Origin of the sequence: Sphingomonas lycopersici (assembly GCF_026130605.1) — a bacterium.
In the GTDB taxonomy this organism is placed as follows: domain Bacteria; phylum Pseudomonadota; class Alphaproteobacteria; order Sphingomonadales; family Sphingomonadaceae; genus Sphingomonas; species Sphingomonas lycopersici.
In genome coordinates this window covers 553364-579129 of record NZ_JANFAU010000002.1, presented here as the reverse complement: position 1 = coordinate 579129, position 25766 = coordinate 553364, and the positions used below count along the sequence as shown (strand labels likewise).

The 25766-nt window shown below is 68.2% G+C and carries 23 protein-coding genes; 16 read left to right on the top strand and 7 right to left on the bottom strand.

Annotated elements, in window-relative coordinates; translation table 11 throughout:
* Positions 1–17 precede the first annotated feature (17 nt).
* Positions 18–1697, top strand: coding sequence for an energy-dependent translational throttle protein EttA (gene ettA, locus NED98_RS05990; RefSeq protein WP_265268243.1), 1680 nt, complete (start codon positions 18–20; stop codon positions 1695–1697).
* Between the two features lie 132 nt (positions 1698–1829).
* Here ettA and NED98_RS05985 read toward each other — a convergent pair whose 3' ends face one another.
* The 3 genes from NED98_RS05985 to NED98_RS05975 all read right to left on the bottom strand — a co-directional run bounded on the left by NED98_RS05985 (position 1830) and on the right by NED98_RS05975 (position 6081).
* Complete coding sequence (locus NED98_RS05985; protein ID WP_265312229.1) at positions 1830–3455, bottom strand: M28 family metallopeptidase; 1626 nt, start codon at positions 3453–3455, stop codon at positions 1830–1832.
* A 135-nt stretch (positions 3456–3590) separates the two neighbouring features.
* A complete protein-coding gene (gene greB / locus NED98_RS05980; protein ID WP_265312228.1) occupies positions 3591–4073 on the bottom strand; it encodes a transcription elongation factor GreB in 483 nt (160 codons plus the stop codon).
* 7 nt (positions 4074–4080) lie between these two features.
* Positions 4081–6081, bottom strand: a complete 2001-nt coding sequence (locus NED98_RS05975; RefSeq protein WP_265312227.1) for a lytic transglycosylase domain-containing protein — start codon at positions 6079–6081, stop codon at positions 4081–4083.
* Between the two features lie 123 nt (positions 6082–6204).
* On the opposite strand from NED98_RS05975, the gene dapA reads away from it, so the two are divergent.
* From dapA to NED98_RS05925, 10 genes are all read left to right on the top strand, one after another.
* Complete coding sequence (dapA, locus tag NED98_RS05970; protein WP_265268246.1) at positions 6205–7086, top strand: 4-hydroxy-tetrahydrodipicolinate synthase; 882 nt, start codon at positions 6205–6207, stop codon at positions 7084–7086.
* 48 nt (positions 7087–7134) lie between these two features.
* The gene (locus tag NED98_RS05965; protein WP_265312226.1) at positions 7135–7431 is read left to right on the top strand and encodes a 5'-nucleotidase; all 297 of its coding nucleotides are present in this window, start codon (positions 7135–7137) and stop codon (positions 7429–7431) included.
* A gap of 104 nt (positions 7432–7535) precedes the next feature.
* Positions 7536–8018 (top strand): SsrA-binding protein SmpB, encoded by a 483-nt coding sequence (gene smpB / locus NED98_RS05960; protein ID WP_179511887.1) that lies wholly within the window; start codon positions 7536–7538, stop codon positions 8016–8018.
* A complete protein-coding gene (locus NED98_RS05955; RefSeq protein WP_265312225.1) occupies positions 8018–8578 on the top strand; it encodes a DUF2062 domain-containing protein in 561 nt (186 codons plus the stop codon). Before smpB ends, NED98_RS05955 begins: the two co-directional genes overlap by 1 nt.
* Before the next feature lie 60 nt (positions 8579–8638).
* Positions 8639–10678 carry a M13 family metallopeptidase gene (locus tag NED98_RS05950; protein WP_265312224.1) on the top strand — a complete coding sequence of 680 codons (2040 nt, stop codon included), beginning with the start codon at positions 8639–8641 and terminating at the stop codon, positions 10676–10678.
* A 60-nt stretch (positions 10679–10738) separates the two neighbouring features.
* Complete coding sequence (locus NED98_RS05945; protein ID WP_265312223.1) at positions 10739–13129, top strand: response regulator; 2391 nt, start codon at positions 10739–10741, stop codon at positions 13127–13129.
* 40 nt (positions 13130–13169) lie between these two features.
* Positions 13170–13520, top strand: a complete 351-nt coding sequence (locus NED98_RS05940) for a response regulator (RefSeq protein WP_265312222.1) — start codon at positions 13170–13172, stop codon at positions 13518–13520.
* Between the two features lie 46 nt (positions 13521–13566).
* A complete protein-coding gene (locus NED98_RS05935) occupies positions 13567–13914 on the top strand; it encodes a hypothetical protein (protein ID WP_265268252.1) in 348 nt (115 codons plus the stop codon).
* On the top strand, positions 13911–15308 hold the full coding sequence (locus NED98_RS05930) for an NAD(P)H-hydrate dehydratase (RefSeq protein ID WP_265312221.1): 1398 nt from the start codon (positions 13911–13913) through the stop codon (positions 15306–15308). The genes NED98_RS05935 and NED98_RS05930 overlap by 4 nt, the downstream gene beginning before the upstream one ends.
* Positions 15299–16498: a class I SAM-dependent RNA methyltransferase gene (locus NED98_RS05925; protein WP_265312220.1), complete on the top strand. Its 1200-nt coding sequence runs from the start codon at positions 15299–15301 to the stop codon at positions 16496–16498. Before NED98_RS05930 ends, NED98_RS05925 begins: the two co-directional genes overlap by 10 nt.
* Here the strand turns inward: NED98_RS05925 and truA are convergent.
* Both truA and fmt read right to left on the bottom strand, forming a co-directional pair.
* A complete protein-coding gene (truA, locus tag NED98_RS05920; protein WP_265268255.1) occupies positions 16470–17216 on the bottom strand; it encodes a tRNA pseudouridine(38-40) synthase TruA in 747 nt (248 codons plus the stop codon). The two genes, NED98_RS05925 and truA, sit on opposite strands and share 29 nt — an antisense overlap.
* The gene (gene fmt / locus NED98_RS05915; protein ID WP_265312219.1) at positions 17213–18184 is read right to left on the bottom strand and encodes a methionyl-tRNA formyltransferase; all 972 of its coding nucleotides are present in this window, start codon (positions 18182–18184) and stop codon (positions 17213–17215) included. The genes truA and fmt overlap by 4 nt, the downstream gene beginning before the upstream one ends.
* 56 nt (positions 18185–18240) lie before the next feature.
* Here fmt and recR point away from each other — a divergent pair, with 56 nt between their 5' ends.
* The 3 genes from recR (at position 18241) to alaS (ending at position 22164) form a co-directional block, all read left to right on the top strand.
* On the top strand, positions 18241–18837 hold the full coding sequence (gene recR / locus NED98_RS05910; RefSeq protein WP_265312218.1) for a recombination mediator RecR: 597 nt from the start codon (positions 18241–18243) through the stop codon (positions 18835–18837).
* 31 nt (positions 18838–18868) lie between these two features.
* On the top strand, positions 18869–19408 hold the full coding sequence (def, locus tag NED98_RS05905; protein WP_265268258.1) for a peptide deformylase: 540 nt from the start codon (positions 18869–18871) through the stop codon (positions 19406–19408).
* A gap of 92 nt (positions 19409–19500) precedes the next feature.
* Positions 19501–22164, top strand: a complete 2664-nt coding sequence (gene alaS, locus NED98_RS05900; RefSeq protein WP_265312217.1) for an alanine--tRNA ligase — start codon at positions 19501–19503, stop codon at positions 22162–22164.
* A gap of 218 nt (positions 22165–22382) precedes the next feature.
* On the opposite strand, the gene NED98_RS05895 is transcribed toward alaS, so the two are convergent.
* Positions 22383–22925 (bottom strand): hypothetical protein, encoded by a 543-nt coding sequence (locus NED98_RS05895; protein WP_265312216.1) that lies wholly within the window; start codon positions 22923–22925, stop codon positions 22383–22385.
* A gap of 174 nt (positions 22926–23099) precedes the next feature.
* Between NED98_RS05895 and NED98_RS05890 the strand changes: the two genes are divergently transcribed.
* Positions 23100–23804: a glutathione S-transferase C-terminal domain-containing protein gene (locus NED98_RS05890; protein ID WP_265312215.1), complete on the top strand. Its 705-nt coding sequence runs from the start codon at positions 23100–23102 to the stop codon at positions 23802–23804.
* Between the two features lie 38 nt (positions 23805–23842).
* Here NED98_RS05890 and NED98_RS05885 read toward each other — a convergent pair whose 3' ends face one another.
* Positions 23843–24280 carry a hypothetical protein gene (locus NED98_RS05885; protein ID WP_265312312.1) on the bottom strand — a complete coding sequence of 146 codons (438 nt, stop codon included), beginning with the start codon at positions 24278–24280 and terminating at the stop codon, positions 23843–23845.
* 80 nt (positions 24281–24360) lie between these two features.
* On the opposite strand from NED98_RS05885, the gene radA reads away from it, so the two are divergent.
* Positions 24361–25734, top strand: a complete 1374-nt coding sequence (radA, locus tag NED98_RS05880) for a DNA repair protein RadA (RefSeq protein WP_265268262.1) — start codon at positions 24361–24363, stop codon at positions 25732–25734.
* The last annotated feature ends 32 nt before the right edge of the window (positions 25735–25766 follow it).

The following is a 25766-nucleotide window of genomic DNA, read 5'->3' as shown; positions in this document are numbered from 1 at the left end:
GGAGCGACCGAACCGCCATGGCCGTGCAATATACCTATGTCATGAAGGGTCTGACCAAGACCTTCCCCGGCGCCAACAAGCCGGTGCTCAACAATATCCACCTGCAGTTCCTGCCGAGCGCGAAGATCGCGATCATCGGCCCCAACGGCGCGGGCAAGTCCACGCTGATGAAGATCATGGGCGGGATCGACAAGGATTTCCAGGGCGAGGCCTGGGCCGCCGATGGCATCCGCGTCGGCTATCTGCCGCAGGAGCCGCAGCTCGATCCGACCAAGACGGTGATCGAGAACGTCCGCATGGGCGCCGGCCCGATCGTCGCGAAGATCGAGCGCTTCAATGCGATCTCCGCCGAAATGGGGGATCCCAAGGACGATACCGATTTTGACGCGCTGATGACCGAAATGGGCGAGCTGCAGTCGGAGATCGACGCCGCCGACGGCTGGAGCCTCGACAGCCAGCTCGAACAGGCGATGGAAGCGCTGCGCTGCCCGCCGTCCGACAATCCGGTGACCAATTTGTCGGGCGGCGAGCGGCGCCGCGTCGCGCTCTGCCGGCTGCTGCTCGAAAAGCCCGATATCCTGCTGCTCGACGAGCCGACCAACCACCTCGACGCCGAGAGCGTCGCGTGGCTGGAGAATTTCCTCAAGGAATATACGGGTAACGTCATCCTCGTCACCCACGACCGCTACTTCCTCGACAATGTGGTCAACTGGGTGCTCGAGCTCGATCGCGGCCGCTATTACACCTATGAGGCGAACTACTCCGGCTATCTGGAGAAGAAGGCCAAAAGGCTTGAACAGGAAGAGCGCGAGGAGGCCGGGCGCCAGAAGGCGATCGCCGACGAGCTGGCGTGGATGCGCCAGACCCCCAAGGCGCGCCAGACCAAGTCCAAGGCGCGTATCCGCGCGTTCGACGAGCTGATGGCGGCGCAGGAAAACCGCGCGATCGGCAAGGCGCAGATCCTGATCCAGATTCCCGAGCGGCTCGGCGGCAAGGTGATCGAGGCCAAGGGGCTGAGCAAGGCCTATGGCGACAAACTGCTATTCGAGGATCTGTCCTTCACCTTGCCGCCGGGCGGCATCGTCGGGGTGATCGGGCCGAACGGCGCGGGCAAGTCGACGCTGTTCAAGCTGATCACCGGGCAGGAGCAGCCCGACGCGGGGACGATCGAGGTCGGCTCGACCGTCAAGCTCGGCTATGTCGACCAGAGCCGCGACGATCTCGATCCCAACAAGAATGTGTGGGAGGAAATCTCCGACGGGCTCGATATCTTCCGCTTCGGCAAGCAGGAGCTGGGGACGCGCGCCTATGTCGGCGCGTTCAACTTCAAGGGGCCGGACCAACAGAAGAAGGTCGGCCAGCTTTCGGGCGGCGAACGCAACCGCGTTCACATGGCGAAGATGCTCAAGGAGGGCGGCAACGTCCTGCTGCTCGACGAACCGACCAACGACCTCGACGTCGAGACGCTGCGTGCGTTGGAGGAGGCGCTCGAGAGCTTCGCGGGTTGCGCGGTGGTGATCAGCCACGATCGCTTCTTCCTCGATCGCCTGTGCACCCACATCCTCGCCTTCGAAGGCGACAGCCATGTCGAATGGTTCGAGGGCAATTTCGAAAGCTACGAGGAAGACAAGCGCCGCCGCATGGGCGATGCCGCCGACCGCCCGACGCGGTTGGCGTATAAGAAGCTGACGCGGTAGCTGCCGCGCTGCTCACCCTTGCCCCTAGGGGGTAGGGGCCACGAACCTCTCCTTGTGTCCCCGCGAAGGCGGGGACCCAGTCTGGGTTCCCGCCTTCGCGGGAGCACAAGGTTATGCCGGGGTGGTCGTGGACTACTCCCGCTCGCCGGCGCTCTTGTTGCGCAGCGCGAGGAATTCGCTGCCGGCGCTCCACGTCGGCCACGCGCCCGCCTTCGACAGCCGCTCGCCCATTGCGTGGAACAGATCGACATCCTCGGCCGCGCCCTTGAGGTTCCAGTCGGCCGACCAGGTGTCGCAGGTCTTGTGATAGCAGGCCATATAAGCGTCGAGCCACTTCTGCCCCGCCTCGCGCCCGCCGGCCTTGAGATCGGGCGCGCCGCCCAAGGCCATCAGGAGCAGCGACGGCACCCCGCGGCGCACCACCGAGAAATGGTCGGCGCGGTAGAACAGCCCGCGTTCGCTCGCGGTTTCCGGGGTGATCGTGCGCCCCTGCGCCTTCGCCGCATCGGCGAGCAGCGCGTCGAGCGACGAGGCGCCCGCGCCGACCAATGTCACGTCCTTCGCCGGCCCCGCGGTCTGGAGGATATCGAGCGTCAGGTTCGCGGCGGTCTTCGCCAGCGGATAGACCGGATGCGCGGCATAATATTCCGAGCCGAGCAGCCCGCGCTCCTCGCCGGTCCACAACGCGAACACCAGGGTGCGGTCGGGCTTCGGCCCGGCCTTGAACTGCCGCGCCAGCTCGATCACTCCGGCGGTGCCGAGCGCATCGTCATTGGCGCCGGGGCGCAAGGTCCGCCCGGTCGCGTCGGCGGGGCCTTCGCCATAAGCATCCCAATGCGCGCCGAACATCACCGTCTCGTCGGGCCGCTTGGCGCCGGGGATCTTGGCGAGGACATTGGCGCTTTCGATCCGCTCCGCGGTCACCGGAAAATCCGCCGAGAAGCGCGTGTTGAGCGCAACCGGGCGGAAGCTCGCCGAGCGTGCCGCGACGCGCAGCTTGGCGAGATCCTGCCCGGCGGCGGCGAACAGCCGCTCGGCTGCTTCGTGCGAGAGCCAGCCTTGCAGCGGGATGCGCTGATCGTCTGCGCCGCGGACGATATCGTAATTCTCGCCGTTCGAGGCGTTGGCGGTCGACCAGGGATAGCCCGCCGCATCAGTATCATGGACGATCAGCGCCGCGACCGCGCCGCGGCGCGCGGCTTCTTCATATTTATAGGTCCAGCGGCCGTAATAGGTCATGCGCTTGCCGCCGAACCGGCCGATCGCGTCCTCGCCCGGCCGGGCGACGAAATCGGGATCGTTGACGAGGAACACGACGACCTTGCCGCGTACGTCCACGCCCTTGAAATCGTCCCATTTCGCCTCGGGGGCGGAAACACCGTAGCCGACGAAGACGATCGGCGCGTCGTTGATCGCGATATGCGGGTCGGCGCGGACGGTGGTGAGCGCGACATCGGTGCCCTGCGCCAGCGCGGTGCCGCCGATGCTGGCCTTGCCCTCGCCGAGGCGGGTGTGGACCAGCGGCACCGGCTGGATCCACGCGCCGTCCGCACCGCCGGGTTCGAGCCCGAGCGATTTGAACCGCGCGACGAGCCAGGCGGTCGTCGTCTTCTCGCCCGCGGTGCCCGGTGCGCGGCCGCCGAATTCAGGCGAGGCGAGCGTGCGGACGATCTCCGACAGTTGCTGGGGATCGGTCTGCGCCGCCGCGGGGGCGGCGAGCGCGGTGGTAAGGGCAAGGGCGAGGAGAGCGTTACGCATTGGCGGTCCTTTGATCCCCGTTCGGGCTGAGCTTGTCCTTTCTTTCCGAGGAAGAAGGGCAGCCCTTCGACAAGCTGAGCGGGCGAACGGGAGGGGAGGGGTGATGCTATCTAAACGATAGCGCGGGCGGGAAGGTCAACCGGCGGGATAGGCGATTGCCGTCACTTCATATTCGCGTTCGCCGGCGGGCAGCGAGACGCGGCGCAGATCACCGATCGCGGCGCCGCGCAGCGCGCGGGCGAGCGGGGCGTTCCACCCGATCAGCCCCTTGCCGGCATCCGCCTCGTCGTCGCCGACGAGGGTGAGGGTGCGGTGATTGTCGTCCTCGTCGGCGATCGTCACCGTCGCGCCGAAGAAGACGCGCGCGCGATCGGGCGCCTGCGCCGGATCAACCACCTTCGCCGCCTTCATCCGCTTGGAGAGCCAGCCGAGCCGGCGGTCGATCTCGCGCAGCCTTTTGCGGCCGTAGATATAATCGCCGTTCTCGGAGCGGTCGCCATTGCCCGCCGCCCAGGCGATCGTATCGACCAGCGCGGGGCGCTCGCGCGCGAACAATTGGTCATATTCGCTGCGCAACGCGGCATAGCCCGCCGGGGTAATGTAATTGGGGCGATCCATTCCTGGCTCAGCCTCGCTTCGACCGGCCGAGATACCAGCTCAGATTGGCCGGTCCGCGGCTGCGCGCGCGCGCCGGGTTCATCAGATCATAGACCACGGCATTTTCGAGCACACGCTGGACGTAATTGCGTGTCTCGGTGAACGGGATCGCCTCGATCCAGTCGAGCATGTCGACCGAGCCGGTACGCGGATCGCCGTTCGCGTTGAGCCATTTGTTCACATTGCCCGGCCCGGCGTTATACGCCGCGATCGCTAGCGGGTAGCTGCCGAACATATTGAAGATGCGCTGGAAATAATTGGCGCCGAGCTGGATGTTGTAGCTCGTGTCGGTGGTCAGCGCGCCGGCGTTATAGGCGAGGCCAAGCTTCGCGGCCTGTTCGCGCGCGGTGCCCGGCATCAGCTGCATCAGGCCGCGCGCGCCCGCGCCCGAGATCGCCATACGATCGAAATTGCTCTCCTGCCGGGCGATCGCGTGGATCATCGTCCAGTCGCTCTCGAACCCGCTCGGCACCGATACGGTGGGGAAGCCGCTGGCGCGATATTCGGTGAGCCCGTTGAGCATCGCGCGCCGCCCGACCAGCACCCCGAGATCGGGGCGGCCGATCGCGCGCGAGAGTTCGTCGGCGAGCAGGTGATCGCTGTCGCTGTCCGCATCGAGCGCGATTTCCTTCACAAAGGCGGTCTGGTCCTGCCAATTGCCGGTCGCGCCGAGATATTGCGCGGCGCGCACCACCTCGCGGTTGTAGAAAGCGGCGCGGGTCGCGGGGTCGATCGCGGGGGTGCCGACCGGCGGTGGCGCGACCAGCGCGCGGCCGAGATGCTCGTTGGCGAGCTGGCCATAATATTGATCGCGGAACCCCGCGGCGCGTTCGTAGAAGGACGCCGCCTCGCTCGCGCGCCCGGCAGCCTCGGCGGCGCGCGCCGCCCAGTAAAAGCCCTTGGCGCGGACCTGCGGCGCGATCGTGCCGCGGCCGTAGCGCTCGAACATCGGCATCGCATCCGCCGGGCGGCCCAATTTGTTGAGCGCGACCTGCCCGGCGAGCCAGGCGAGGTTGGTATATTGATCGCGTTCGCCATAGGATTTGGTCGAGACGTCGGTCCCCGCGGGATAAGCGTCATCGATTTGCCGCGCGATATCGTAAGCGGTCTGCCACTGGCCGTCGGTCGCCGCGCTCTTGGCGTTGGAATAGAGCGTCGCGTAGAATTTTTCCGGGTTGCCCGGCGGGTTCATCCCCGGCGCGCGGGTCCGCGCGAGCCACTGGCGCGCCGCGGCGGGGTTGGTGCGGCCGAGCCAGATCGCCTTGTCGGCGATATAGCCGGCGTCGCGCTCGCCCACCGCGTCGGTCGTCGCGGCGAGCTCGGCGGCATTGGCCGATCCGCTGCGGAACGCGAGCCGCGCGGTGAACAGCGGCAGGCGGGAGGAGGAAACGAGCGCGATCTGCCGCGCCGCGATGCTCGTCGCGCCCTGCCACAGAAGCGCGTCCATCCGCGCATCCTGGTCTTCGGCGCGGAGCGCATTGCCGAATTGCTGCTGGAGCGCGGCCTCGTCGTTGGCGGCGAGCGCGCCGCGCCGCCACGCCGCGCGCGCTGCCTCATTGGCCTCGCTGCTGCGGCCGGTCGCGGCGAGCGCGCGGGCATAAGCGAGCCCGCCGGTCGCGGACTGCGGCGGATAGCGGCGGAAATAGGCTACCGCCGCGCTGGGCGAGGCGGTGTCGGCCTTGCGTTCCGCCGCGCGGCGGTTGGCCGCTTCGCCCGGCCAGCCGGGATGCGCGATCAGGAAGCTGGCATAGCTGTCGAACGGCAGGGAATCGGTCTGGCGCAGCGCGGTCCATTGCGCGATCGGCCCGGCGATCGCGGCGGCATTGGGCGCGAACGGCACCGCCGGGGTGGTCGGTGCGCTCGGCGACGCATTGGTCTGCCCACCCTGTTGTTCGGCGCGCATATTGGCCATCCGCGTCGCGTAAGAATCGTCCTGATCCTGCGCGAGCGCCAGGGCCGCGCCGGCCATTAGAGTCAATCCGATCAAAGCACCTGCCTTCAATTCGAGCCACCGTTATGGACAGACTAGCGGTTCAACCCGTATCTGTCCTGAACGAACCTTAACTTATCGCCATTTCGGGGGCGTAAAATCATGTTTTCCGGCTCAATTCCGGCGCTCGTCACGCCGTTCGACGCGCATGGCGAGTTCATCGAATCGGCGTATCGCGATCTCGTCGAGTGGCAGATCGCCGAAGGCTCCGCGGCGCTGGTGCCGTGCGGCACCACCGGCGAGGCGGCGACGCTGACCAAGGACGAGCAATTCGCGATCGTCAAAGTGTGCGTCGATCAGGCCAAGGGGCGCGTGCCGGTGATCGCCGGGGCGGGATCGAACGACACGCGGGTCGCCGCGGCCAATCTGATCGCCGCGAAGGAAGCCGGGGCGGATGCGGCGCTGATGGTGCCGCCTTATTACAACCGCCCGTCGCAGGAGGGGATCTACCAGCATTTCGCCGCGCTCGCGCCGCAATCGCCGCTGCCAATCGTGCTGTACAACGTCCCCGCGCGCACCGTGACCGATATCCAGCCCGAGACGCTGATCCGCATCGTCAGCGACTTTCCCGAGCTGTTCGTTGCGGTGAAGGATGCCTCCGGCGTGCTCCAGCGCGTGTCGCAGCACCGCGCGGCGCTCGGCGACGGTTTCTGCCAGCTTTCGGGCAATGACGATCTCGCGCTCGGCTATAACGCCACCGGCGGGGTGGGGTGCATCTCGGTCACCGCCAATGTCGCGCCGCGATTGTGCGCCGATTTCCAGGCGGCGTGCGCCGCGGGCGATTATGCCAAGGCGCTTGAGCTCAACGACCGGCTGTTCGCGCTGCATGTCGCATTGTTCACCGATGCCTCGCCGGGGCCGGTGAAATACGCGATGACCAAGGTGCGCCCCGGGTTCCCCGAGGGGTTGCGGCTGCCGATGACCTGGCCGGGCGAAGCCGCGCGCAAGGCGGTCGACGCGGGATTGGCGCGCGCCGGATTGTGACGCGCGCCGGACACGGCTGCGCCACAATCGCGGCGCAGCCTCGCCGGGATGGAGTTGCTGCTGCTCGCGTTGCAGGCTGTCGCCGGACCGGTGCTGGCGGAGGCGCGGCCGCGTCCCGCCGAGCGGACCTGCGCGCCGGCGCGTGAGGGCGAGGTTACCGTGTGCGGGCGGCGCGAGGAGCCGTTCCGGCTGAAGCGGCTGCCCGAGCGCTATGACGAGAGCGCGTTGCCCAAAGCCGAGACGACGGTGCTCGGCAATGCCAGGCTCGGTATCGAGACCGATCAGGGCTCGGTCGGCGGGGTTTCGAGCAATCGCGCGATGGTGAGGCTGAAGGTCCCGTTTTAGCGTCATTTTGCCGTCCGGCTCTGGACGGAGGCGATGTCGGGTTTCCGAATGCCTCGCACGCCCACGTTGCCCTCGTCGCGTTTGGACCCTACATCGCGCGCCTTATGCCGCGTCCCAAGCCAGCCACATTCGACAAGAAGAAGATCGTCGCCGAGAACCGGCGCGCCCGCTTCGACTATTCGATCGAAGACAAATTCGAGGCCGGGATCGTGCTTACCGGGACCGAGGTGAAATCCTTGCGCTTCGGCGAAGGCTCGATCGCGGAAAGCTATGCCGAGGTCAGCGATGGGGCGGTGTGGCTGATCAATTCCAACGTCCCCGAATTCAGCCACGGCAATCGCTACAACCACGAGCCGCGCCGACCGCGCAAATTGCTGCTCCACGAGCGCGAGATCAACCGGCTCCACGGCGCGGTCGCGCGCGAGGGGATGACGCTCGTCCCGCTGTCGGTCTATTTCAACGCGCAGGGGCGCGCGAAGGTCGAACTGGCGCTCGCCAAGGGCCGCAAGGCGCACGACAAGCGCGAGGCGATCAAGGAGCGCGAATGGAAGCGTGAGGCCGGGCGGCTGATGCGCGACCGCGGCTGATGGCCTCCGCCGCGCCGGGGCTGTGGCAGCGATTCGCCGGCTGGTGCGCGCGCAACCTGCCGACCCGCGAATCGATGGAGAACAGCCGGCTGCTGCGCCCGGTGGCGCATCGCGTGCTCGCGCCGCATCTGTGGCGGTTCACCCGCCGCTCGGTGCCGCGCGGGGTTGCGCTGGGGATGGTGACCGGTATCCTCTTCCCGGTGGCGCAGATTCCCTTCTCCGCGATGCTCGCATTGCCGCTGCGCGCCAATATTCCCGCGGCGGCGCTGACCACTTTCATCACCAATCCCTTCACCACGCCGCCCTTGTGGGTGGCGGCTTATTGGATCGGGAAATGGGCGTTGCGCATCGATGCGGCGCTGCCCGGCGATCCGGTACGTGAGGCAGCCAATGCCGGCTGGGCGCAATGGCTGCTCTCGGACGCCGCGCCGGCGACCGCGGTCGGGCTGCTGATCGTCACCGGCGCCTTTGCGATCGGCGGCTATTTCCTGGCGATGTTCGGCTGGCGGTTGTGGATCGCGCGCAAATGGCGCAATCGTCGCACTCGTAACCAAGATTGACGAGGCGTCTTATCGAGGTAAATCACACGCATTCGAAAGATCGAAAAGGGGCTTTCCCAGATGCGTGCGATTGTTCTCATTACCCTGCTCGCGGGCGCCGCGACAGGCGCCGTCGCGCAGACCGCGCCGCAGCAGCAACCGGCGGCGGCGAGCGCCGATCGGCCCGAAATTGGCGATTTCGGCTTCGATCTCGCGGGGCGTGACACCAGCGTCGCGCCGGGCAAGGATTTCTACGATTACGCCAATGGCGACTGGCAGAAGGTGACGCAGATCCCGGCGGATCGCTCGGCCTATGGCATGTTCCACCGGTTGCAGGATCTGTCGCAGCAGCGGCTCCGTTCGCTGCTCGAGGAAGTGGCGAAGCAGCCTGGCAACAAGTCGGGCGACTTCTACACCAGCTTCATGGACGAAGCCGCGATCAACGCCAAAGGTGCCACGCCGATCAAGCCGTGGCTCGCCGCGATCAAGGCGACCAAGGATCGCCGCGCGCTCGCGATCGAGGCCGCGAAGATGCAGCGCTATGGCGTGTCGGGGCTGTTCAGCGCCGGGGTCGGGCAGGACGACAAGAACCCCGATGCCTATATCGTCGGGCTCTCGCAGGGCGGGCTCGGGCTCCCCGATCGCGATTATTATTTGAAAGACGATGCCAAGCTGGCCGAGACCCGCACCGCCTATCAGGCCTATCTGACGCGGATGCTCGAACTGGCGGGCGAGCCCGATGCGGCGAAGCGCGCGGCGGCGGTGTTCGCGTTCGAAAAGGCGCTTGCCGGCGTGCATTGGACCCGGATCGAGAGCCGCGACGCCGACAAGACCTACAATAAATTCGCCTTCGCCGATCTCGCGCAGCGCGCGCCGGGGTTCGACTGGAGCGATTTTGCCAAGGCGGCGGGGATGCCGGTGACCGGCGATTATCTCGTCGCGCAGCCGAGCGCGCTGACCGGCGAGGCGAAATTGTGGGCCGAAACCCCGCTTGCCGTGCTCAAGGATCATCTGATGCTGCACGTCATCGGCAGCTATGCCCGCTTCCTGTCGAGCGATTTCGACAAGACCCGCTTCGCCTTCTACGGCACCACGCTCTCCGGCACGCCCGAGCAGCAGGCGCGGTGGAAGCGCGGCAGCGATCTGGTGAAGAACGAACTGGGCGAGGATATCGGCCGCGCCTATGTCGCCAAATATTTCCCGCCCGAGGCGAAGGCGGCGGCCGATGACCTCGTCAAGAACGTCATCACCGCGATGGGCGAGCGGCTGCGCAAGCTCGAATGGATGGCGCCCGAGACCAAGCAGAAGGCGCTGGCCAAGCTCGCGACCTTCCGCCCGAAGATCGGCTATCCGGTGAAATGGCGCGATTATTCGGCGCTGGAGGTGAAGCGCGACGATCTGGTCGGCAATGTCGCGCGCGCCAACGAATTCGATTTCCAGCGCGATCTGAACAAGCTCGGCAAGCCGGTGGACCGCGACGAGTGGTTCATGACGCCGATGGAGATCAACGCTTATTACAACCCGCCGATGAACGAGATCGTCTTCCCGGCGGCGATCCTGCAGGCGCCGTTCTTCGATCCGAAGGCGGATCCGGCGATCAACTACGGCGGGATCGGCGCGGTGATCGGGCATGAGATCAGCCACGGCTTCGACGATCAGGGCCGCAAATATGATGCCCACGGCAAGCTGACCGACTGGTGGACCGCGCAGGATGTCGAGCGGTTCAAGGGCTTCACCGACAAGCTCGTCGCGCAATATGACGCTTACGAGCCGCTGCCGGGCCAGCATGTCCAGGGTGCGCTGACGCTGGGCGAGAATATCGCCGACCTCGCCGGGCTGACCGTGTCGATCGATGCCTATCACGCCTCGCTCGGCGGCAAGCCGGCACCGGTGCTCGACGGCACGACCGGCGACCAGCGCTTCTATCTCGGCTGGGCGCAGGTGTGGCGGGTCAAGATGCGCGAGCCGATGCTGCGCCAGAGCCTGCTCACCGATCCGCACGCGCCGGGGCACCAGCGCGTGTTGACCGTGCGCAATCTCGATCCGTGGTACGGCGCCTATAATGTGAAGGCGGGGGATGCGCTGTATCTCGCGCCTGAAGCCCGCGTTCGCATCTGGTGAGCGTATTCGCCGCCCGTTGCGCTTGACGCGTGACGGGCGGCGAAGGATCACGCAGGAGTCATGGCTTCCCGACCGATCGCTCCTCCGATCCACTTGACCCAGCGCAGCGCGCTGCTCGCCTCGCTGCTCGCCGGGGGGATCGCCGCGCTGATCGTGCTGTGGCTGACCGGCAGCGCGGTGTTCGCCGGCGGGTTCCTCGGCGCGGCGGTGGTGTTGGCGGGAGCGGCGGTGACATGGCGCTCGCTCGCGGGCGCGGATGAGGCGGCCGCGGTCGAGGTCGATTGGGGGCTGGCGCGCGCGATCGCGCAGACCGCCGCTGATGCGATCGCGATCACCGACCGGGCGGGGCGGCTGGTCTGCGCCAACGATCGCTACGAGGCATTGTTCGGCGGCTTTCCCGCGCCGCCCGATCTGCCGCTGGGCGAGGGCGGGGCGGCGGCGCTCGCCACCGCGGGGCGCGCGGCGTGGCGCGACGGGCGCGCGCCGAGCGGGCCGCTGCGGCTCGACCGCCAGACGATCACCGCTGAGGTGACCCGCGCCGGCGAGCAGCAGGACATGCTGATCTGGCGCTTCGAGCCCGCCGCCGATGCGACGCGCGTCGACCGGCTCACCGACGCGCTGGCCGGCGATCTCGGCAACCGGCTGGGCGAGGCGGGGATCATGGCCGCGCTGATCGCCCCCGATGGCCGCGTCCTCAGCGCCAATCCGGTGCTGTCGCATCGTGCGCTCGGGCAACCGGGCGGGACGATCGAGGGGCAGGATTTCGCGCGTTTCCTGATCACCGACAGCCGCGGGCTGGTGCGGTTCGAACGCGAGGGGCTCGACGGCAATCCGCTGCGCCCGGTGCAGGTGCCGTTCGCCGAGAATGAAAGCGAGGGCGGGCCGATCCTGATCGCGCTGCTCGACGAAGAGGATGCGCCGGTCGCCGACGGGCCGACCGCGGCGAACCATATCAGCACGCTCGTCTCGCTGATGCCGGTCGGGATCGCCTTGGTCGATCGCGAGGGGCGGTTCGTCCAGATGAACGAGGTCTTCACCCGCGCCGCCGGGATCGATCCCGCGGTGCCCCCGCTCTATCCGGGCGATCTGGTGGTGCGCGAGGACAAGGCCGCGGTGGCCGATGCGGTGCGGCGCTTCGCCAATGGCGCGGCCGCGCCGAGCGACATGGCGGTGCGGCTACGCGATCACCCCGAGGAGCCGGTGGTGCTGACGATCGCTGGCGCACGCGGGATGGGCGCGGCGGCGGTGGTGCTGAGCCTCAAGGACAATAGCGAGGAATCGCGGCTCAAGCGTCAGGTGGCGCAGGCGACCAAGATGCAGGCGGTGGGGCAGCTCGCCGGCGGCGTTGCGCATGATTTCAACAATATCCTGACCGCGATCCTCGGCCATTGCGATCTGATGCTGATGCGCCACTCCCCCGGCGACAGCGATTATGACGACATCCAGCAGATTCGCAGCAATTCGAACCGCGCCGCCGGGCTGACGCGGCAGTTGCTTGCTTTCTCGCGCCAGCAGACGTTGCGGCCGCAGGTGCTGCAATTGCCCGACGTGGTGTCCGAAGTGTCGAACCTGCTCAAGCGGCTGCTCGGCGAGACGGTGACGCTCAACGTCAGCCACGGCCGCGATCTCGGGCCGGTGCGCGCCGATCCGGGGCAACTGGAGCAGGTGGTGGTCAATCTCGCGGTCAATGCGCGCGATGCGATGCAGGCCAAGAACCCGCACGGCGGCGGCACGCTGACGATCCGCACCCGCGCGGTCGGCCCGGCCGAGGTGCGCGAGCGCGGGTCGGACATCATGCCCCCGGCGGATTATACCGCGCTGGAAATCTCCGACACCGGCACCGGCATTCCGCAGGAGGTGCTGCCGAAGATCTTCGAGCCGTTCTTCACCACCAAGGAGGTGGGGAAGGGCACCGGGCTCGGGCTGTCGACGGTCTATGGCATCGTCAAGCAATCGGGCGGCTATATCTTTGCCGATTCGAAGCCGGGGCAGGGCGCGACCTTCACCATCTACCTCCCCGTCCACGCCGCCGGCGCGGTCGCCGTGCCGCGCGCGCCGGTGCGCACCCGGCAGGCCGAGATGTGGGGCACCGGCACGGTGCTGCTGGTCGAGGACGAGGCGATGGTCCGCGCGGTCGCCGAACGCGCGCTCTCGCGGCAGGGCTATACCGTGCTGAGCGCGGAAAATGGCGAAGCGGCGCTCGAATTGCTCGAAACCTGCCAGGCGCCCGATCTGCTGATCTCCGACGTGGTGATGCCGCAGATGGACGGGCCGACGATGGCGCGCCACGTGCGCGAGCGTTACCCGCATCTGCCGATCCTGTTCATGTCAGGCTATGCCGAGGAGCAATTGCGCAAGTCGATCGACCTCGACAATGTCGCCTTCCTGCCTAAGCCTTTTTCGGTGCAGCAACTGGGCGAAGCCGCGCGCGATGCGTTGAGCCAGGCGTGAAGCGGCTTGCGCGGCGCCCCGCGCTCGCTATGGCTGAGCTATGCGTAACCGGGTCCTGATCGTCGAGGACGAACCTCTTATCGCCATGATGTTGGAGGATTTTCTTGATGCGCTCGGCTATGCCGGCGGCGGCATGGCCGATTGTGCGGCCGACGCGCTGCCGCTGATCGCGGCGGGCGAGATCGATTGCGCGATCGTCGACGTCAATTTGCGCAACGGCGAAAAGAGCTGGGCGATCGCCGATGCGCTGGCCGGGGCCGGCATCCCGTTCGTCTTCGCGACCGGCGGGGGCGACGAGGCGATCGCCGATCCTTATCGCGATCGGCCGCGGCTGATGAAGCCGTTCACGATCGACGACGTGGCGCGCGCGCTCGGCGAACTCGGCGGCTGACGCGCAAGGCTTGCGCCCGGGGCGACGCAGCCGTAGCGCGAGCGCGATGAAGCCGATCATCCCGATATTGCTCACGACGACGCTGCTCGCCGGCTGCAAGGCGCAGCCCGTCGCGACGACGAGCGAGGTCACCGGCATCGCCTGCGCCCCCGGCGGCGCGGCGAACTTTGCCCCGGACTGCGGGCTGGATCGTATGCCGACGGCGCGCGGGACGGTGCTCGTGCTGCGTCACCCCGACGGTGGGTTCCGCCGCCTGCTGGCGAGCAAGGACGGGCTGGTCGCGGCCGACGGCGCCGAGCCGGCGAAAGTCACCAAGCTCGACAAAGGCATGATCGAGGTTGCGCTCGGCACGAACCGCTATCGCCTGCCGGCGACGCTCGGTGCGCGGCCGTGATGCCGCTCGACGGTCGCCCGATCCTCACCGCTGCCGCGATGCGCGCGGCGGAGGAGCAGATCATCGCGACCGGCACCAGCGTCTCCGCGCTGATGGAACGCGCCGGGGCGGCGGTCGCGGCGCAGGTGCGTCGCCTTGCCGGCGATCAGGAGGTGCTGATCCTGTGTGGTCCCGGCAACAACGGCGGCGACGGCTATGTCGCCGCGCGATTGCTGGCGGCGGCGGGGCAACGCGTGCGCGTGGCGGCGACCGGCGCCCCGCGCAGCGACGCGGCGATCGCCGCGCGGCACGCGTGGGGCAGGGATGTCGAGGCGCTCGGTGCGGCCGCGCCGGCGCCGGTGCTGGTCGATGCCCTGTTCGGCACCGGGCTGTCGCGCGGACTGGGCACGGATGTCGCGGGCGCGCTGGCGCGGCTTGCCGCGGCGGCGGCGCTGACGATCGCGGTCGATCTGCCGAGCGGCGCGGCGACCGACGACGGACGGCTGCTTTCACCGGTGCCGGATTACGATCTGACGCTGGCGCTGGGAGCGCTCAAGCCGTCGCACCTCCTTCAGCCAGCCGCCGCTCGGTCGCAGCGCGTGATCGTGCTCGATATCGCGGTGCCGGTGGCGAGCGAGGCGTCGGTCCTGGCCCGGCCGCGTCTGCCGGCTCCTGTTGTCGATGCGCACAAATATAGCCGCGGGATGGTCGCGGTGGTCGCGGGAGCGATGCCCGGCGCGTCGGTGCTTGCGGCGACCGCTGCGGCGCGGGGTGGTGCCGGTTATGTCCTGCTGCTCGGCGGCGCGAGCGACCGCGTGGCGCATGCGATCGTGCGGCGACGGTTCGATGCGGCGGTGATCGCCGACAAACGCATCGGCGCGCTGCTGGTCGGTCCCGGTCTTGGCCGCGATGAACGCGCGCGCGAACGGCTCGAGGCAGCGCTCGCCACCGACCGGCCGCTGGTGATCGACGGCGACGCGTTGCGTTTACTGACCCCGCAAAAGCTCGCTGCACGCAAGGGGCCGATGATCCTCACCCCCCATGCCGGTGAGTTCGACGCGCTGTTCGGCGCGGACGCGGGGAGCAAGATCGACCGTGCGCGACACGCCGCCGCGGCGAGCGGCGCGACGATCGTCTTCAAGGGCCCGGATACGGTGATCGCCGCTCCCGACGGAGGGGTGGTGGTCGCACCGGCCGCTTCCTCTTGGCTGTCGACCGCGGGGACAGGGGATGTGCTCGCCGGACTGGTTGCCGCGCGGCTGGCGGTCAACGGATCAAATGCGATGCCTGATCCTCTAGCAGCCGCCGCGGAGGCGGTGTGGCTTCACGGCGAGGCGGCGCGCCGCGCCGGCCCCGCTTTCATCGCCGACGATCTCGCGCGGTATCTGCCGGAGGCGATCGCCGCATGTCTGTGACCGAGACCGAAATCATCCGGGTCGCGGCGCGGGGCGACGGGGTGACCGCCGATGGCCGCCACGCGCCCTTCGCCGCGCCGGGGGACATGCTGGCCGACGACGGCACGCTGACCCCCGGGCCGCATCACGCGACCCCGCCGTGCCGGCATTTCCCGGCGTGTGGCGGATGCCAGCTCCAGCATCTCGACGATGCGACCTGGGGCGATTTCATCGTCGATCGCGTCGCCTCGGCGCTCGCCGCACAGGGCCTGGAGGCGGAGATTCGCGCGCCCGCGCTTTCGCCGCCGCATACCCGGCGCCGCGCCACCTTGCATTGGGAGCCCGCCGGGCGGCTCGGCTTCACCGGCGAGAAAAGCCACGCGATCGTCGATCTCGCCGAATGCCATGTCCTTGCGCCCGAATTGTTCGCGCTGGTCGCGCCGCTCAAGCGGCTGCTCGGGCGGTTGCGCTTGAAGCGACGGCTCGATCTGCACCTGACGCTCGCCGATCAGGGGGTGGACGTGCTGATCATCGGCGCGCTTCCCGAGGGACTCGAGGCGGCGGAGGCGGTCACCGATTTCGCGCAGCGCCACGCGCTCGCGCGGGTGGCGTTTGACGAGGGGTACGGCGCCGAAGTGCGCTGGGAACCCGATGCGGTGACGGTGACGCTCGGCGATGTCCCGGTGCCCTTGCCCCCCGCCGCCTTCCTGCAGGCGACGCGCGAGGGCGAGGCGGCGCTGGTCGCGGCGACGCGGGAGGCGGTGGCGGGTGCGCCGACCGTCGCCGATCTGTTCGCCGGGCTCGGCACGTTCGCGCTGACCTTGCCCGCGAAAGTCTATGCCGCGGAAGGCGCGCGCGACGCGATCCTGTCGCTCAAGGCCGGCGCGGCGCGCGCGCAGCGGCCGGTGTTCACCGAGCATCGCGACCTTTATCGCCGGCCGCTCACGACGACCGAGCTCGATCGCTTCGCCGCGGTGGTGCTCGATCCGCCGCGGGCCGGCGCGCGCGAGCAGGCGCAGGCGCTGGCGGAGAGCAAGGTGCCGGTGATCGGCTATGTCTCATGCAACCCCAGCAGCTTCGCACGCGATGCGAAGATGCTGGTCGACGGCGGTTACGTCCTCGAATGGGTGCAGCCGGTGGGGCAGTTCCGCTGGTCGACGCATGTCGAACTGGCGGCGCGCTTCACCCGCGCGGATAGTCAGCCCCGATAAAATACAGCCCGTCGGGTGGCGCATTGTGGCCGAGCGCGGCGCGGTCGCGCGCGTCGAGCGCGGCGGATACGTCGTCCGGGGTCCATTTGCCCTGGCCGACCAGCACGAGGCAGCCGACCATCGACCGCACCTGATGATGGAGGAACGACCGCGCCGAGGCGAAGATGTCGATATCCGCACCCTCGGCGGTCACATCGAGCCGGTCGAGCGTCCTGAGCGGGCTGTCGGCCTGACAATGGACCGAGCGGAAGGTGGTGAAATCGTGCCGCCCGATCAGCCGCGCCGCGCCCTCGCGCATCGCCGCGATATCGAGCGGGGTGGTAACGCGCCACGCCAGCCCGCGGTCGAAGGTCAGCGGGGCACGGCGCTGGACGATGCTGTAGCGGTAATGCCGCCCGACACAGGAGAAACGCGCGTGCCAGTCGTCGGGGACTTCCTCGGCGGCGAGCACCGCGACCGGCGCGGGGCGGACGCGCGCGTTGAGCGCCTCCATCAGCCGGAAGGCGGTGATCGGGCGCGCGACATCGACATGCGCGCGCATCGCGGTGGCATGGACCCCGGCGTCGGTGCGCCCGGCGGCCTGGACCGCGGCCGCCTCGCCGGTGATCGCGAAGACCGCCTCTTCCAGCGCCTGCTGGACGCTCGGGCCGTGCGACTGGCGCTGCCACCCCATGAACGGGCGGCCGTCGAATTCGATCGTCAGCGCGAATCGAGTCACAGGAACGTCCCGGGCGGGACGGCGAAGCCGCGGAGCAATTCCTGCGCGGGCATCACCCCGCGACCGGCACGCTGGACGAGGGTGGGGCGGATTGCACCGCTCGCGCAGGCGATCGTCAGTTGGTCATCCAGCACCTCTCCCGTTCGCCCTGAGCTTGGCGAAGGGCCGTCTTTCTTCTGCGGAAGAAAGGGCAGGGCTTCGACAAGCTCAGCTCGAACGGAATCTGGCACCACGGTTGCCGCCAGCACCCGCACCCGCTCGCCATTCGCCTCGAACCACGCGCCGGGCGGGTTGAAGGCGCGGATCTGCCGTTCGACCGCCGCCGCATCCTGCGCGAAATCGAGCCGGGTTTCCTCCTTGGCGATCTTCGCGGCATAGGTGACGCCCTCTTCCAGCTGGACGACCGCCGGATAAGCATGGAAATCCGCCAGCACCTCGACCATCAATCGTGCGCCGAGCGCGGCGAGTTCGTCGGTCAGGTCGCCCGCGGTCTTGCCGTCGATCGGGGTGCGACCTTCGAGTCGCACCGGGCCGATATCGAGCCCGGCTTCCATCTGCATGATGCCCACACCGGTTTCGGCATCCCCGGCGAGGATCGCGCGCTGGATCGGCGCCGCGCCGCGCCACCGCGGCAGGAGCGAGCCGTGGACGTTGAGGCATCCGAGCCGCGGCGCGTCGAGGACCGCGCGCGGCAGGATCAGCCCATAAGCCGCGACCACCGCGACATCCGCATCGAGCGCCGCGAAGGCCGCCTGTTCCTCGGGCGATTTGAGGCTGACGGGGGTGCGCACCGGAATCCCGCGTTCTTCCGCGCGTTTTTGCACCGGCGAGGGGACGAGCTCGCGCCCGCGCCGCCCGCCGGGGCGGGGGGGCTGGCTGTAGGCGGCGGCGATCGTGTGCCCGGCATCGGCCAGCGCATCGAGCGTCGGCACCGCAAAGGCGGGCGTTCCCATGAAGATGATCCGCATGCCCATGTTCTCGACACGCTGGCGGCGCGCGACGCAACCCCCTATCTGTTCCGCTTATGGCATCGCAGGAGATCGAGGCGCTGACGAGCGCGCTGGCGCGGCTTCCCGGATTGGGGCCGCGCTCGGCGCGTCGTGCGGTGCTGCACCTCGTCAAGAAACGCGAGACGGCGCTGGTTCCGCTGCTCGCCGCGCTGGCGGAGGTCGAGGACCGACTCTCGACCTGCTCGATCTGCGGCAATGTCGATACCAGCGATCCGTGCGCGGTGTGCGCCGACCCGCGCCGGGATGCGCGGTCGTTGTGCGTGGTGGAGGAGGTCGCCGATCTGTGGGCGCTCGAACGGTCGCGGCTGTTTCCGGGGCGGTTCCATGTGCTCGGCGGGCGGCTTTCGGCGCTCGAAGGGGTGCGGCCCGAGGATCTGGCGATCGAGTCGCTCGTCCGCCGGATCGAGGCGGGCGGCATCGACGAGGTGGTGCTGGCGATGAACGCCACTTTGGAGGGGCAGACCACCGCGCATTATCTCGCCGAGCGAATCGAGCGCTTCCCGGTGCGGGTGACTCAGCTCGCGCACGGGCTGCCGGTGGGGGGCGAACTCGACTATCTCGACGAGGGGACGTTGGCGCAGGCGCTGCGCGCGCGGCGCCCGGTCGCTTGACGCGTGGCGCCGGCGCTCCTAGCTCAGCCTTATGACTGTGTTATCGATCGTCGAAGTTCCTGATCCCCGTCTGCGCCTCGTCTGCGAGCCCGTCGCGGCGGTCGATGATGAGGTGCGCACGCTGATCGCCGACATGTTCGAGACGATGTACGCGGCGCGCGGCATCGGGCTGGCGGCGAGCCAGGTCGGGGTGATCCGCCGGGTAATGGTGGTCGACCTGCAGGAACGCGAGACCGAGGAGGAAGACGCCAAGCCCGAGGCGCGGCGCGATCCGCATGCCTTCGTCAACCCGGAGATCGTCTGGGCGAGCGACGAGCTGTCGACCTATAACGAGGGCTGCCTCTCGATCCCCGAGCAATATGCCGAGGTCGAGCGCCCCGCGCGTTGCCGCGTGAAGTGGCTCGACGAGAACGGCCAGCCGCACGAGGAGGAATTCCACGGGCTGATGGCGACCTGCGTCCAGCATGAGATCGATCATCTCAACGGCGTGCTGTTCATCGATCACATCTCGCGCCTCAAGCGGCAGATGCTGCTCAAGAAGCTCGACAAGGCGCGCAAGGCGGCCGCCTGAGGCTTCCGACTTGCGGCCGGAGTTACGATTTGCATAATTTTCGCGCCTGACACTCCCTTGAGCCGCGCTTCATGCTCGCCTAAGTCGCGGGCATGACATCGACCAACGATATCCGCCGCGGGTTCCTCGACTATTTCGGCAGCAACGGGCACCAGATCGTGCCCTCCGCGCCGCTCGTGCCGCAGAACGACCCGACGTTGATGTTCGTCAACGCCGGAATGGTGCCGTTCAAGAACGTGTTCACCGGGCTGGAAACGCGGCCTTATTCGACCGCGACCTCGTCGCAGAAATGCGTCCGCGCCGGCGGCAAGCATAACGATCTGGATAATGTCGGCTATACGGCGCGACATCATACCTTCTTCGAAATGCTGGGGAATTTCTCGTTCGGCGACTATTTCAAGGAACAGGCGATCACCCATGCCTGGACCTTGCTGACCCGCGATTTCGGGCTGCCGGCGGATCGGCTGATGGTCACCGTCTATCACACCGACGATCAGGCGTTCGATCTGTGGAAGAAGATCGCCGGGCTGCCCGACGACCGCATCGTGCGCATCGCGACCAAGGACAATTTCTGGTCGATGGGCTCCGACGGGCCGTGCGGGCCGTGCTCGGAGATCTTCTACGACCACGGCGACCATATTCCGGGCGGCCCGCCGGGATCGCCCGACGAGGATGGCGACCGCTTCGTCGAGATCTGGAACCTCGTCTTCATGCAATATATGCAGGAAGCCGATCAGATCGTCGGCGATCTGCCGCGCCAGTCGATCGACACCGGCATGGGGCTCGAGCGGATCGCCGCGGTGATGCAGGGCGTCCACGACAATTATGATACCGACACGTTCAAGGCGCTGATCGCCGCGTCCGGCGCGCTGACCCACACCGCGACCGACGGCGAGATGAAGGCCAGCCACCGCGTGATCGCCGATCATTTGCGCTGCTCGGGCTTCCTCGTCGCCGACGGCGTGTTGCCGGCCAACGAGGGGCGCGGCTATGTGTTGCGCCGCATCATGCGCCGCGCGATGCGGCATGCGCATCTGCTCGGCGCGAAGGAGCCGTTGATGCACCGGCTGGTGCCGGCTTTGGTGGCGGAGATGGGCGCGGCCTATCCCGAACTGGTCCGCGCACAGCCGCTGATCGAGGCGACGCTGGCGCAGGAGGAAACTCGCTTCCGCCAGACGCTCGACAAGGGCCTGAAATTGCTCGACGAAGCCACCGTCGGGATGAAGGCGGGCGACGTGCTGCCGGGCGAGACTGCGTTCCGGCTCTACGATACCTATGGCTTCCCCTACGATCTGACCGAGGACGCGCTGCGCGCGCAGGATCTGGCGGTCGACCGCGCCGGGTTCGATGCGGCGATGGCCGAGCAGAAGCGCGCCGCGCGCGCCGCCTGGAAGGGCTCGGGCGCCAAGGCCTCGGACGAATTGTGGTTCGATCTCGCCGAGGAACTCGGGGCGACCGAATTCACCGGTTACGCCAACGAGACCGGCGAGGGCGTCGTGCTCGCGCTGGTCAAGGACGGCGCGCGGGTCGACCGCGCCGGGGCGGGGGATGCGGTGGAGATCATCGTCAACCAGACGCCTTTCTACGGCGAGAGCGGCGGGCAGGTCGGCGACAGCGGCACGATCACCGGCGACCACGGCTTTGCCGCGAGCGTTTCGGATACCTCGAAGCCGCTCGGCAAATTGTTCGTCCACCACGCCAAGGTCGATGCCGGCGAAGTGAAGGTCGGCGATCCGGTCAAGCTCGCGATCGATGTCGCGCGGCGCGACGCAATTCGCGCCAATCACTCGGCGACCCATTTGCTGCACGAGGCGCTGCGCCAGCGGCTCGGCAATCACGTCGCGCAGAAGGGCTCGCTGGTCGCGCCCGATCGCTTGCGCTTCGACGTGTCGCACCCGGTGGCGATGACTGCCCCCGAGCTTGCCGATGCCGAGGCCGCGGTCAATGCGATGATCCGCCAGAACGGCCCGGTCACCACCCGGCTGATGACCCCCGACGATGCGATCGCCGCCGGCGCGATGGCGCTGTTCGGCGAGAAGTACGGCGACGAGGTGCGCGTCGTTTCGATGGGCAGCGAGGATGGCGACAAGGTCTATTCGCTCGAATTGTGCGGCGGCACCCACGTCAAGGCGCTGGGCGATATCGGGCTGTTCAAGGTGGTGAGCGAGGGCGCAGTCTCCTCCGGGGTACGGCGCATCGAGGCGCTGACCGGCGAGGCGGCGCGGACCTGGTTCGCGCAGCGCGACGAGAAATTGCGCGAGGCCGCCACCGCGCTCAAGACCACCCCCGACGAAGTGCCCGCGCGCGTCGTCTCGCTGCTCGAGGAGCGCAAGCGGCTCGAGCGCGAACTGGCCGAGGCGAAAAAGGCGCTCGCGCTGGGCGGCGGCGGTGCGGCGGCACCCGCGGCGGCCGAGCAGGCCGGCGGCGTGGCGTTCGTCGGGCAGGTGCTCGACGGGTTCGAGGCCAAGGGGCTGCGCGGCGCGGTCGACGAGGCCAAGCAGCGGATCGGCTCGGGCGTCGCGGCGCTGGTCGCGATCAACGACGGGCGCGCCTCGGTCGCGGTCGGGGTGACCGACGATCTGGTCGGGACGCTCAGCGCGGTCGATCTGGTCAAGCGCGCGGTCGCGGTGCTCGGCGGGCAGGGCGGCGGCGGGCGCCCCGACATGGCGCAGGGCGGCGGGCCGGATGCGGGCAAGGCGCCCGATGCGCTCGCCGCGGTGCGCGCCGCACTGGAGGAAACGCGCGCGGCGGCGTGATTGCCGTTTTCGTTAACGCGTGACCGTTCGGGCTGAGCCTGCGCTTTCTTCCGAAGAAAGAAGCGCAGCCCTTCGACAAGCTCAGGGCGAACGGGCTCAGAAGTCCTGTTTTCTATCTGCATCGTCATACCGGCCTCGACCCGGCATCCAGAGCCCCAAGATCATCGCTCGCGGCGCTGGATGCCGGATCAAGTCCGGCATGACGGCAAAGGCGCGCCTTACGGCTTGGGCGCGCCGCTCATCGCGGCGGCGAGCTGCTCGGCGGTCAGGCCGATCGTCACGCCCTTCGTGCCGGGGCCGAAGCCGGTGATCGGCAGCCGCGCGTCGCCCTTCGGCGTGGTCAGCGTCACGAACTGCGAATCGACCGCCTTGATCGTGCCGAGCTCGGTGCCGGCGCTGCCGTAGACGGGGGCGCCGGGGACCAGTTTCGCCTTGAAATCCTCGGATGAGGTCTGCGCCTGCTGGCCGGCAGCGGCTTCGAGCTCGGCCTTGGTCATGCCCAGCGTCGGCCCCTTGGGGCTCGACCCGAACGAGCTGAGCGCGATCGCGGCCTTTACCGAGCCGGTATCGACCACCGCATTGGTGCCGTCGGTCGAGGCGATCGTGCCGACCACGCCGCCCTGCGCGTCATAGACGGTCGCGCCGGCCTTCACCGCGGTCGATGCGCTGGCGGCGGGGGCAGCAGCAGGGGCATTGGTCTGCGCGAGTGCCGGGGCGGCAACCATCGCACCCGCGATAAGCAGATACACTTTATTGAACATGATTACTCCTCGGATGATTCCAGGAAAGAAACCACCCCGCCGAGGCAGGGTTCCGCAAGCGCGGTGCGGCGGAACGGACCACAAAGTCGATGAAGCGGCGATTAATAATCACGGCATTGTTGCGGCCAGGATTGGGCCGTAGCATGGCCGCATTGCAATAGAACGGACCTCATGATGAGCGATCTCAACGCCTTCCCGATTACCCGGCGCTGGCCGGCGAAACACCCCGATCGCATCCAGCTCTATTCCTTGCCGACGCCGAACGGCGTCAAAGCCTCGATCATGCTGGAGGAGACCGGGCTGGACTATGAGCCGCACCTTGTCGACTTTGCCAAGGATGACCAGAAAAGCCCTGAATTCCTGTCGCTTAATCCCAATGGCAAGATACCCGCGATGATCGATCCGAACGGGCCGGGCGGGGCGCCGCTGGCGCTGTTCGAAAGTGGTGCGATGCTGCTCTATCTGGCGGACAAGACCGGGCGATTCATCCCCGCCGATCCCGCCGGGCGATGGCATGCGGTGCAATGGCTGATGTTCCAGATGGGGGGCGTCGGGCCGATGTTCGGCCAGGTCGGGTTCTTCAACAAATTCGCCGGCCGTGAGTGGGAGGATAAGCGCCCGCTCCAGCGTTACGTCGATGAGGCGAAACGGCTGTTGAACGTGATGGACCGAGCGCTCGCGGGGCGAACCTGGTTCGTCGGCGAAGAATATTCGATCGCCGACATCTCGATGATCGGCTGGGTGCGCAACCTGATCACCTTTTACGAAGCGCGCGAGCTGGTCGAGTTCGACGGTTACGCCAATGTCGCGGCGTGGCTGGAGCGCGGACTGGCGCGGCCGGCGGTGCAGCGTGGGCTGAACATTCCGGCGCGGGGGTAAACCCTGTTTTTCCCTGGTGAAGGGAGGGGAGAAGGGGTTCAGCGGGGTGGACGTAAAGGCGTGTGCAGCGGGCTAACCTCGAACTTCACCCCCTCCAGCCGCACGGCGCGGCCGCGCGCGCATAGCGGCGCCGCGATCAGCCGCATCCAGCGGTTCGGCGCGCCGTTCGCGGGAGCGATCTCCACATCGAGCGTGAAGCCGCGCCGATTGGCGATCGCATGCGCGCGGAGCTGCTCCATCGCGATGCGCGATTCGCCGGCATAGCATTCGACCGCGCTGCGCCGGGTGAGCTGGGTTTCGGGCTCGAACCCGAACAGGTCGTAGACGCCGCGCTCCCACATCATCCGTCCGGTGATGAGATCAAATGCCCAGCGCCCGCCGATCGCGCCGCTATCCCGCGGCCAGGATGCGAGACGCGCGTCGCGTTCGGCCAGCGACCAGCTAAACTCGAGCGGCAGGGAATCGGGGGAAAACATCGTCACACCTGTTGCTTCGTACCCGTTAACACGCCGTGAGCGTGTTCCCCTATCGTTCCGGTGCTGCTAAGGATGATGGCATGGCCCGGCTTCAGAAACGTTTTGTCTGCCAATCGTGCGGATCGGTCTCGTCGCGGTGGCAGGGGCAATGTGTCGATTGCTCGGAATGGAACACGATCGTCGAGGAGACCCCGGCGGTCGTCACGCCGTTTCAGGCCAAGCATAATCTGCAGGGCGGCGGACGCGCGATCACCCTCGTCGGGCTGGATACCGAGGTCGCCTTGCCCGCGCGGCTGGCGAGCGGGATCGCCGAGCTCGATCGCGCCTTGGGCGGCGGCTTCGTCGAGGCGTCGGCGACGCTGATCGGCGGTGATCCGGGGATCGGCAAATCGACGCTGCTGCTTCAGGCAGCGGCCAAGCTCGCGCTGGCGGGGGCGGACGTCGCCTATGTCTCGGGCGAGGAGGCGGCCGATCAGGTGCGGCTGCGCGCGCAGCGGCTCGGGCTGGGAATGGCGCCGGTGCAGCTCGCCTCGGCCACCTCGGTGCGCGATATCCTCACCACGCTGGGGCAGGGGCGCCCGCCGGCGCTGCTGATCATCGATTCGATCCAGACGATGCATTCCGATCTGATCGAGGGCGCGCCGGGCACGGTGAGCCAGGTCCGCGCCTCGGCGCAGGAGTTGATCCGCTTCGCCAAGGAGCGCGGCACCGCGCTGGTGCTGGTCGGGCATGTCACCAAGGACGGCACGATCGCCGGCCCGCGCGTGCTCGAACATATGGTCGATACCGTGCTGTCGTTCGAGGGCGAGCGCAGCCACCAATATCGCATCCTGCGCGCGATCAAGAACCGCTTCGGCGGCACCGACGAGATCGGCGTCTTCTCGATGCAGGCGGAGGGGCTGGCCGAAATCTCCAACCCCTCGGCGCTGTTCCTGACGCAGCGCGAGGAGGGAGTGACCGGCACCACCGTCTTCCCGGCGCTGGAGGGGACGCGGCCGGTGCTGGTCGAGATACAGGCGCTGGTCGTCCGGCTGGCGAGCGGGGCGACCCCGCGGCGCGCGGTGGTCGGCTGGGATTCGGGGCGGCTGGCGATGATCCTCGCGGTGCTCGAGGCGCGGTGCGGGCTGAGCTTCTCCTCGGCCGAAGTGTATCTCAACATCGCGGGCGGCTATCGCGTGCAGGACCCGGCGGCGGATCTCGCGGTAGCGGCGGCGCTGGTCTCGGCGCTCAGCGAGCGGCCGGTGCCGGCGGGTGCGGTGGCGTTCGGCGAGATCGCGCTGTCGGGCGAGGTGCGCCCGGTCGCGCACGCCGCGCTCCGCCTCAAGGAAGCGGCCAAGCTCGGCTTCGAACGCGCCTTGCTGCCCGCGGCGCTTGCCGGGGAGCGCAGCGAGTTGCGGCTCGCCGGATTCCGCACGCTCGGCCAATTCGTTGACCATATGCTGGGGCGCGGGTAGCGCGTCTTTGGCCAGCCACCCACATAAGCGGA

What these genes read in the sequence shown, in the direction of transcription:
- ettA (WP_265268243.1), top strand. Translation starts at nt 18, where the DNA reads ATGGCCGTGCAATATACCTATGTCATGAAGGGTCTGACCAAGACCTTC.
- NED98_RS05985 (WP_265312229.1), bottom strand. Translation starts at nt 3,455, where the DNA reads ATGCGTAACGCTCTCCTCGCCCTTGCCCTTACCACCGCGCTCGCCGCC.
- greB (WP_265312228.1), bottom strand. Translation starts at nt 4,073, where the DNA reads ATGGATCGCCCCAATTACATTACCCCGGCGGGCTATGCCGCGTTGCGC.
- NED98_RS05975 (WP_265312227.1), bottom strand. Translation starts at nt 6,081, where the DNA reads ATGGCCGGCGCGGCCCTGGCGCTCGCGCAGGATCAGGACGATTCTTAC.
- dapA (WP_265268246.1), top strand. Translation starts at nt 6,205, where the DNA reads ATGTTTTCCGGCTCAATTCCGGCGCTCGTCACGCCGTTCGACGCGCAT.
- NED98_RS05965 (WP_265312226.1), top strand. Translation starts at nt 7,135, where the DNA reads ATGGAGTTGCTGCTGCTCGCGTTGCAGGCTGTCGCCGGACCGGTGCTG.
- smpB (WP_179511887.1), top strand. Translation starts at nt 7,536, where the DNA reads ATGCCGCGTCCCAAGCCAGCCACATTCGACAAGAAGAAGATCGTCGCC.
- NED98_RS05955 (WP_265312225.1), top strand. Translation starts at nt 8,018, where the DNA reads ATGGCCTCCGCCGCGCCGGGGCTGTGGCAGCGATTCGCCGGCTGGTGC.
- NED98_RS05950 (WP_265312224.1), top strand. Translation starts at nt 8,639, where the DNA reads ATGCGTGCGATTGTTCTCATTACCCTGCTCGCGGGCGCCGCGACAGGC.
- NED98_RS05945 (WP_265312223.1), top strand. Translation starts at nt 10,739, where the DNA reads ATGGCTTCCCGACCGATCGCTCCTCCGATCCACTTGACCCAGCGCAGC.
- NED98_RS05940 (WP_265312222.1), top strand. Translation starts at nt 13,170, where the DNA reads ATGCGTAACCGGGTCCTGATCGTCGAGGACGAACCTCTTATCGCCATG.
- NED98_RS05935 (WP_265268252.1), top strand. Translation starts at nt 13,567, where the DNA reads ATGAAGCCGATCATCCCGATATTGCTCACGACGACGCTGCTCGCCGGC.
- NED98_RS05925 (WP_265312220.1), top strand. Translation starts at nt 15,299, where the DNA reads ATGTCTGTGACCGAGACCGAAATCATCCGGGTCGCGGCGCGGGGCGAC.
- fmt (WP_265312219.1), bottom strand. Translation starts at nt 18,184, where the DNA reads ATGCGGATCATCTTCATGGGAACGCCCGCCTTTGCGGTGCCGACGCTC.
- recR (WP_265312218.1), top strand. Translation starts at nt 18,241, where the DNA reads ATGGCATCGCAGGAGATCGAGGCGCTGACGAGCGCGCTGGCGCGGCTT.
- def (WP_265268258.1), top strand. Translation starts at nt 18,869, where the DNA reads ATGACTGTGTTATCGATCGTCGAAGTTCCTGATCCCCGTCTGCGCCTC.
- alaS (WP_265312217.1), top strand. Translation starts at nt 19,501, where the DNA reads ATGACATCGACCAACGATATCCGCCGCGGGTTCCTCGACTATTTCGGC.
- NED98_RS05895 (WP_265312216.1), bottom strand. Translation starts at nt 22,925, where the DNA reads ATGTTCAATAAAGTGTATCTGCTTATCGCGGGTGCGATGGTTGCCGCC.
- NED98_RS05890 (WP_265312215.1), top strand. Translation starts at nt 23,100, where the DNA reads ATGAGCGATCTCAACGCCTTCCCGATTACCCGGCGCTGGCCGGCGAAA.
- NED98_RS05885 (WP_265312312.1), bottom strand. Translation starts at nt 24,280, where the DNA reads ATGTTTTCCCCCGATTCCCTGCCGCTCGAGTTTAGCTGGTCGCTGGCC.
- radA (WP_265268262.1), top strand. Translation starts at nt 24,361, where the DNA reads ATGGCCCGGCTTCAGAAACGTTTTGTCTGCCAATCGTGCGGATCGGTC.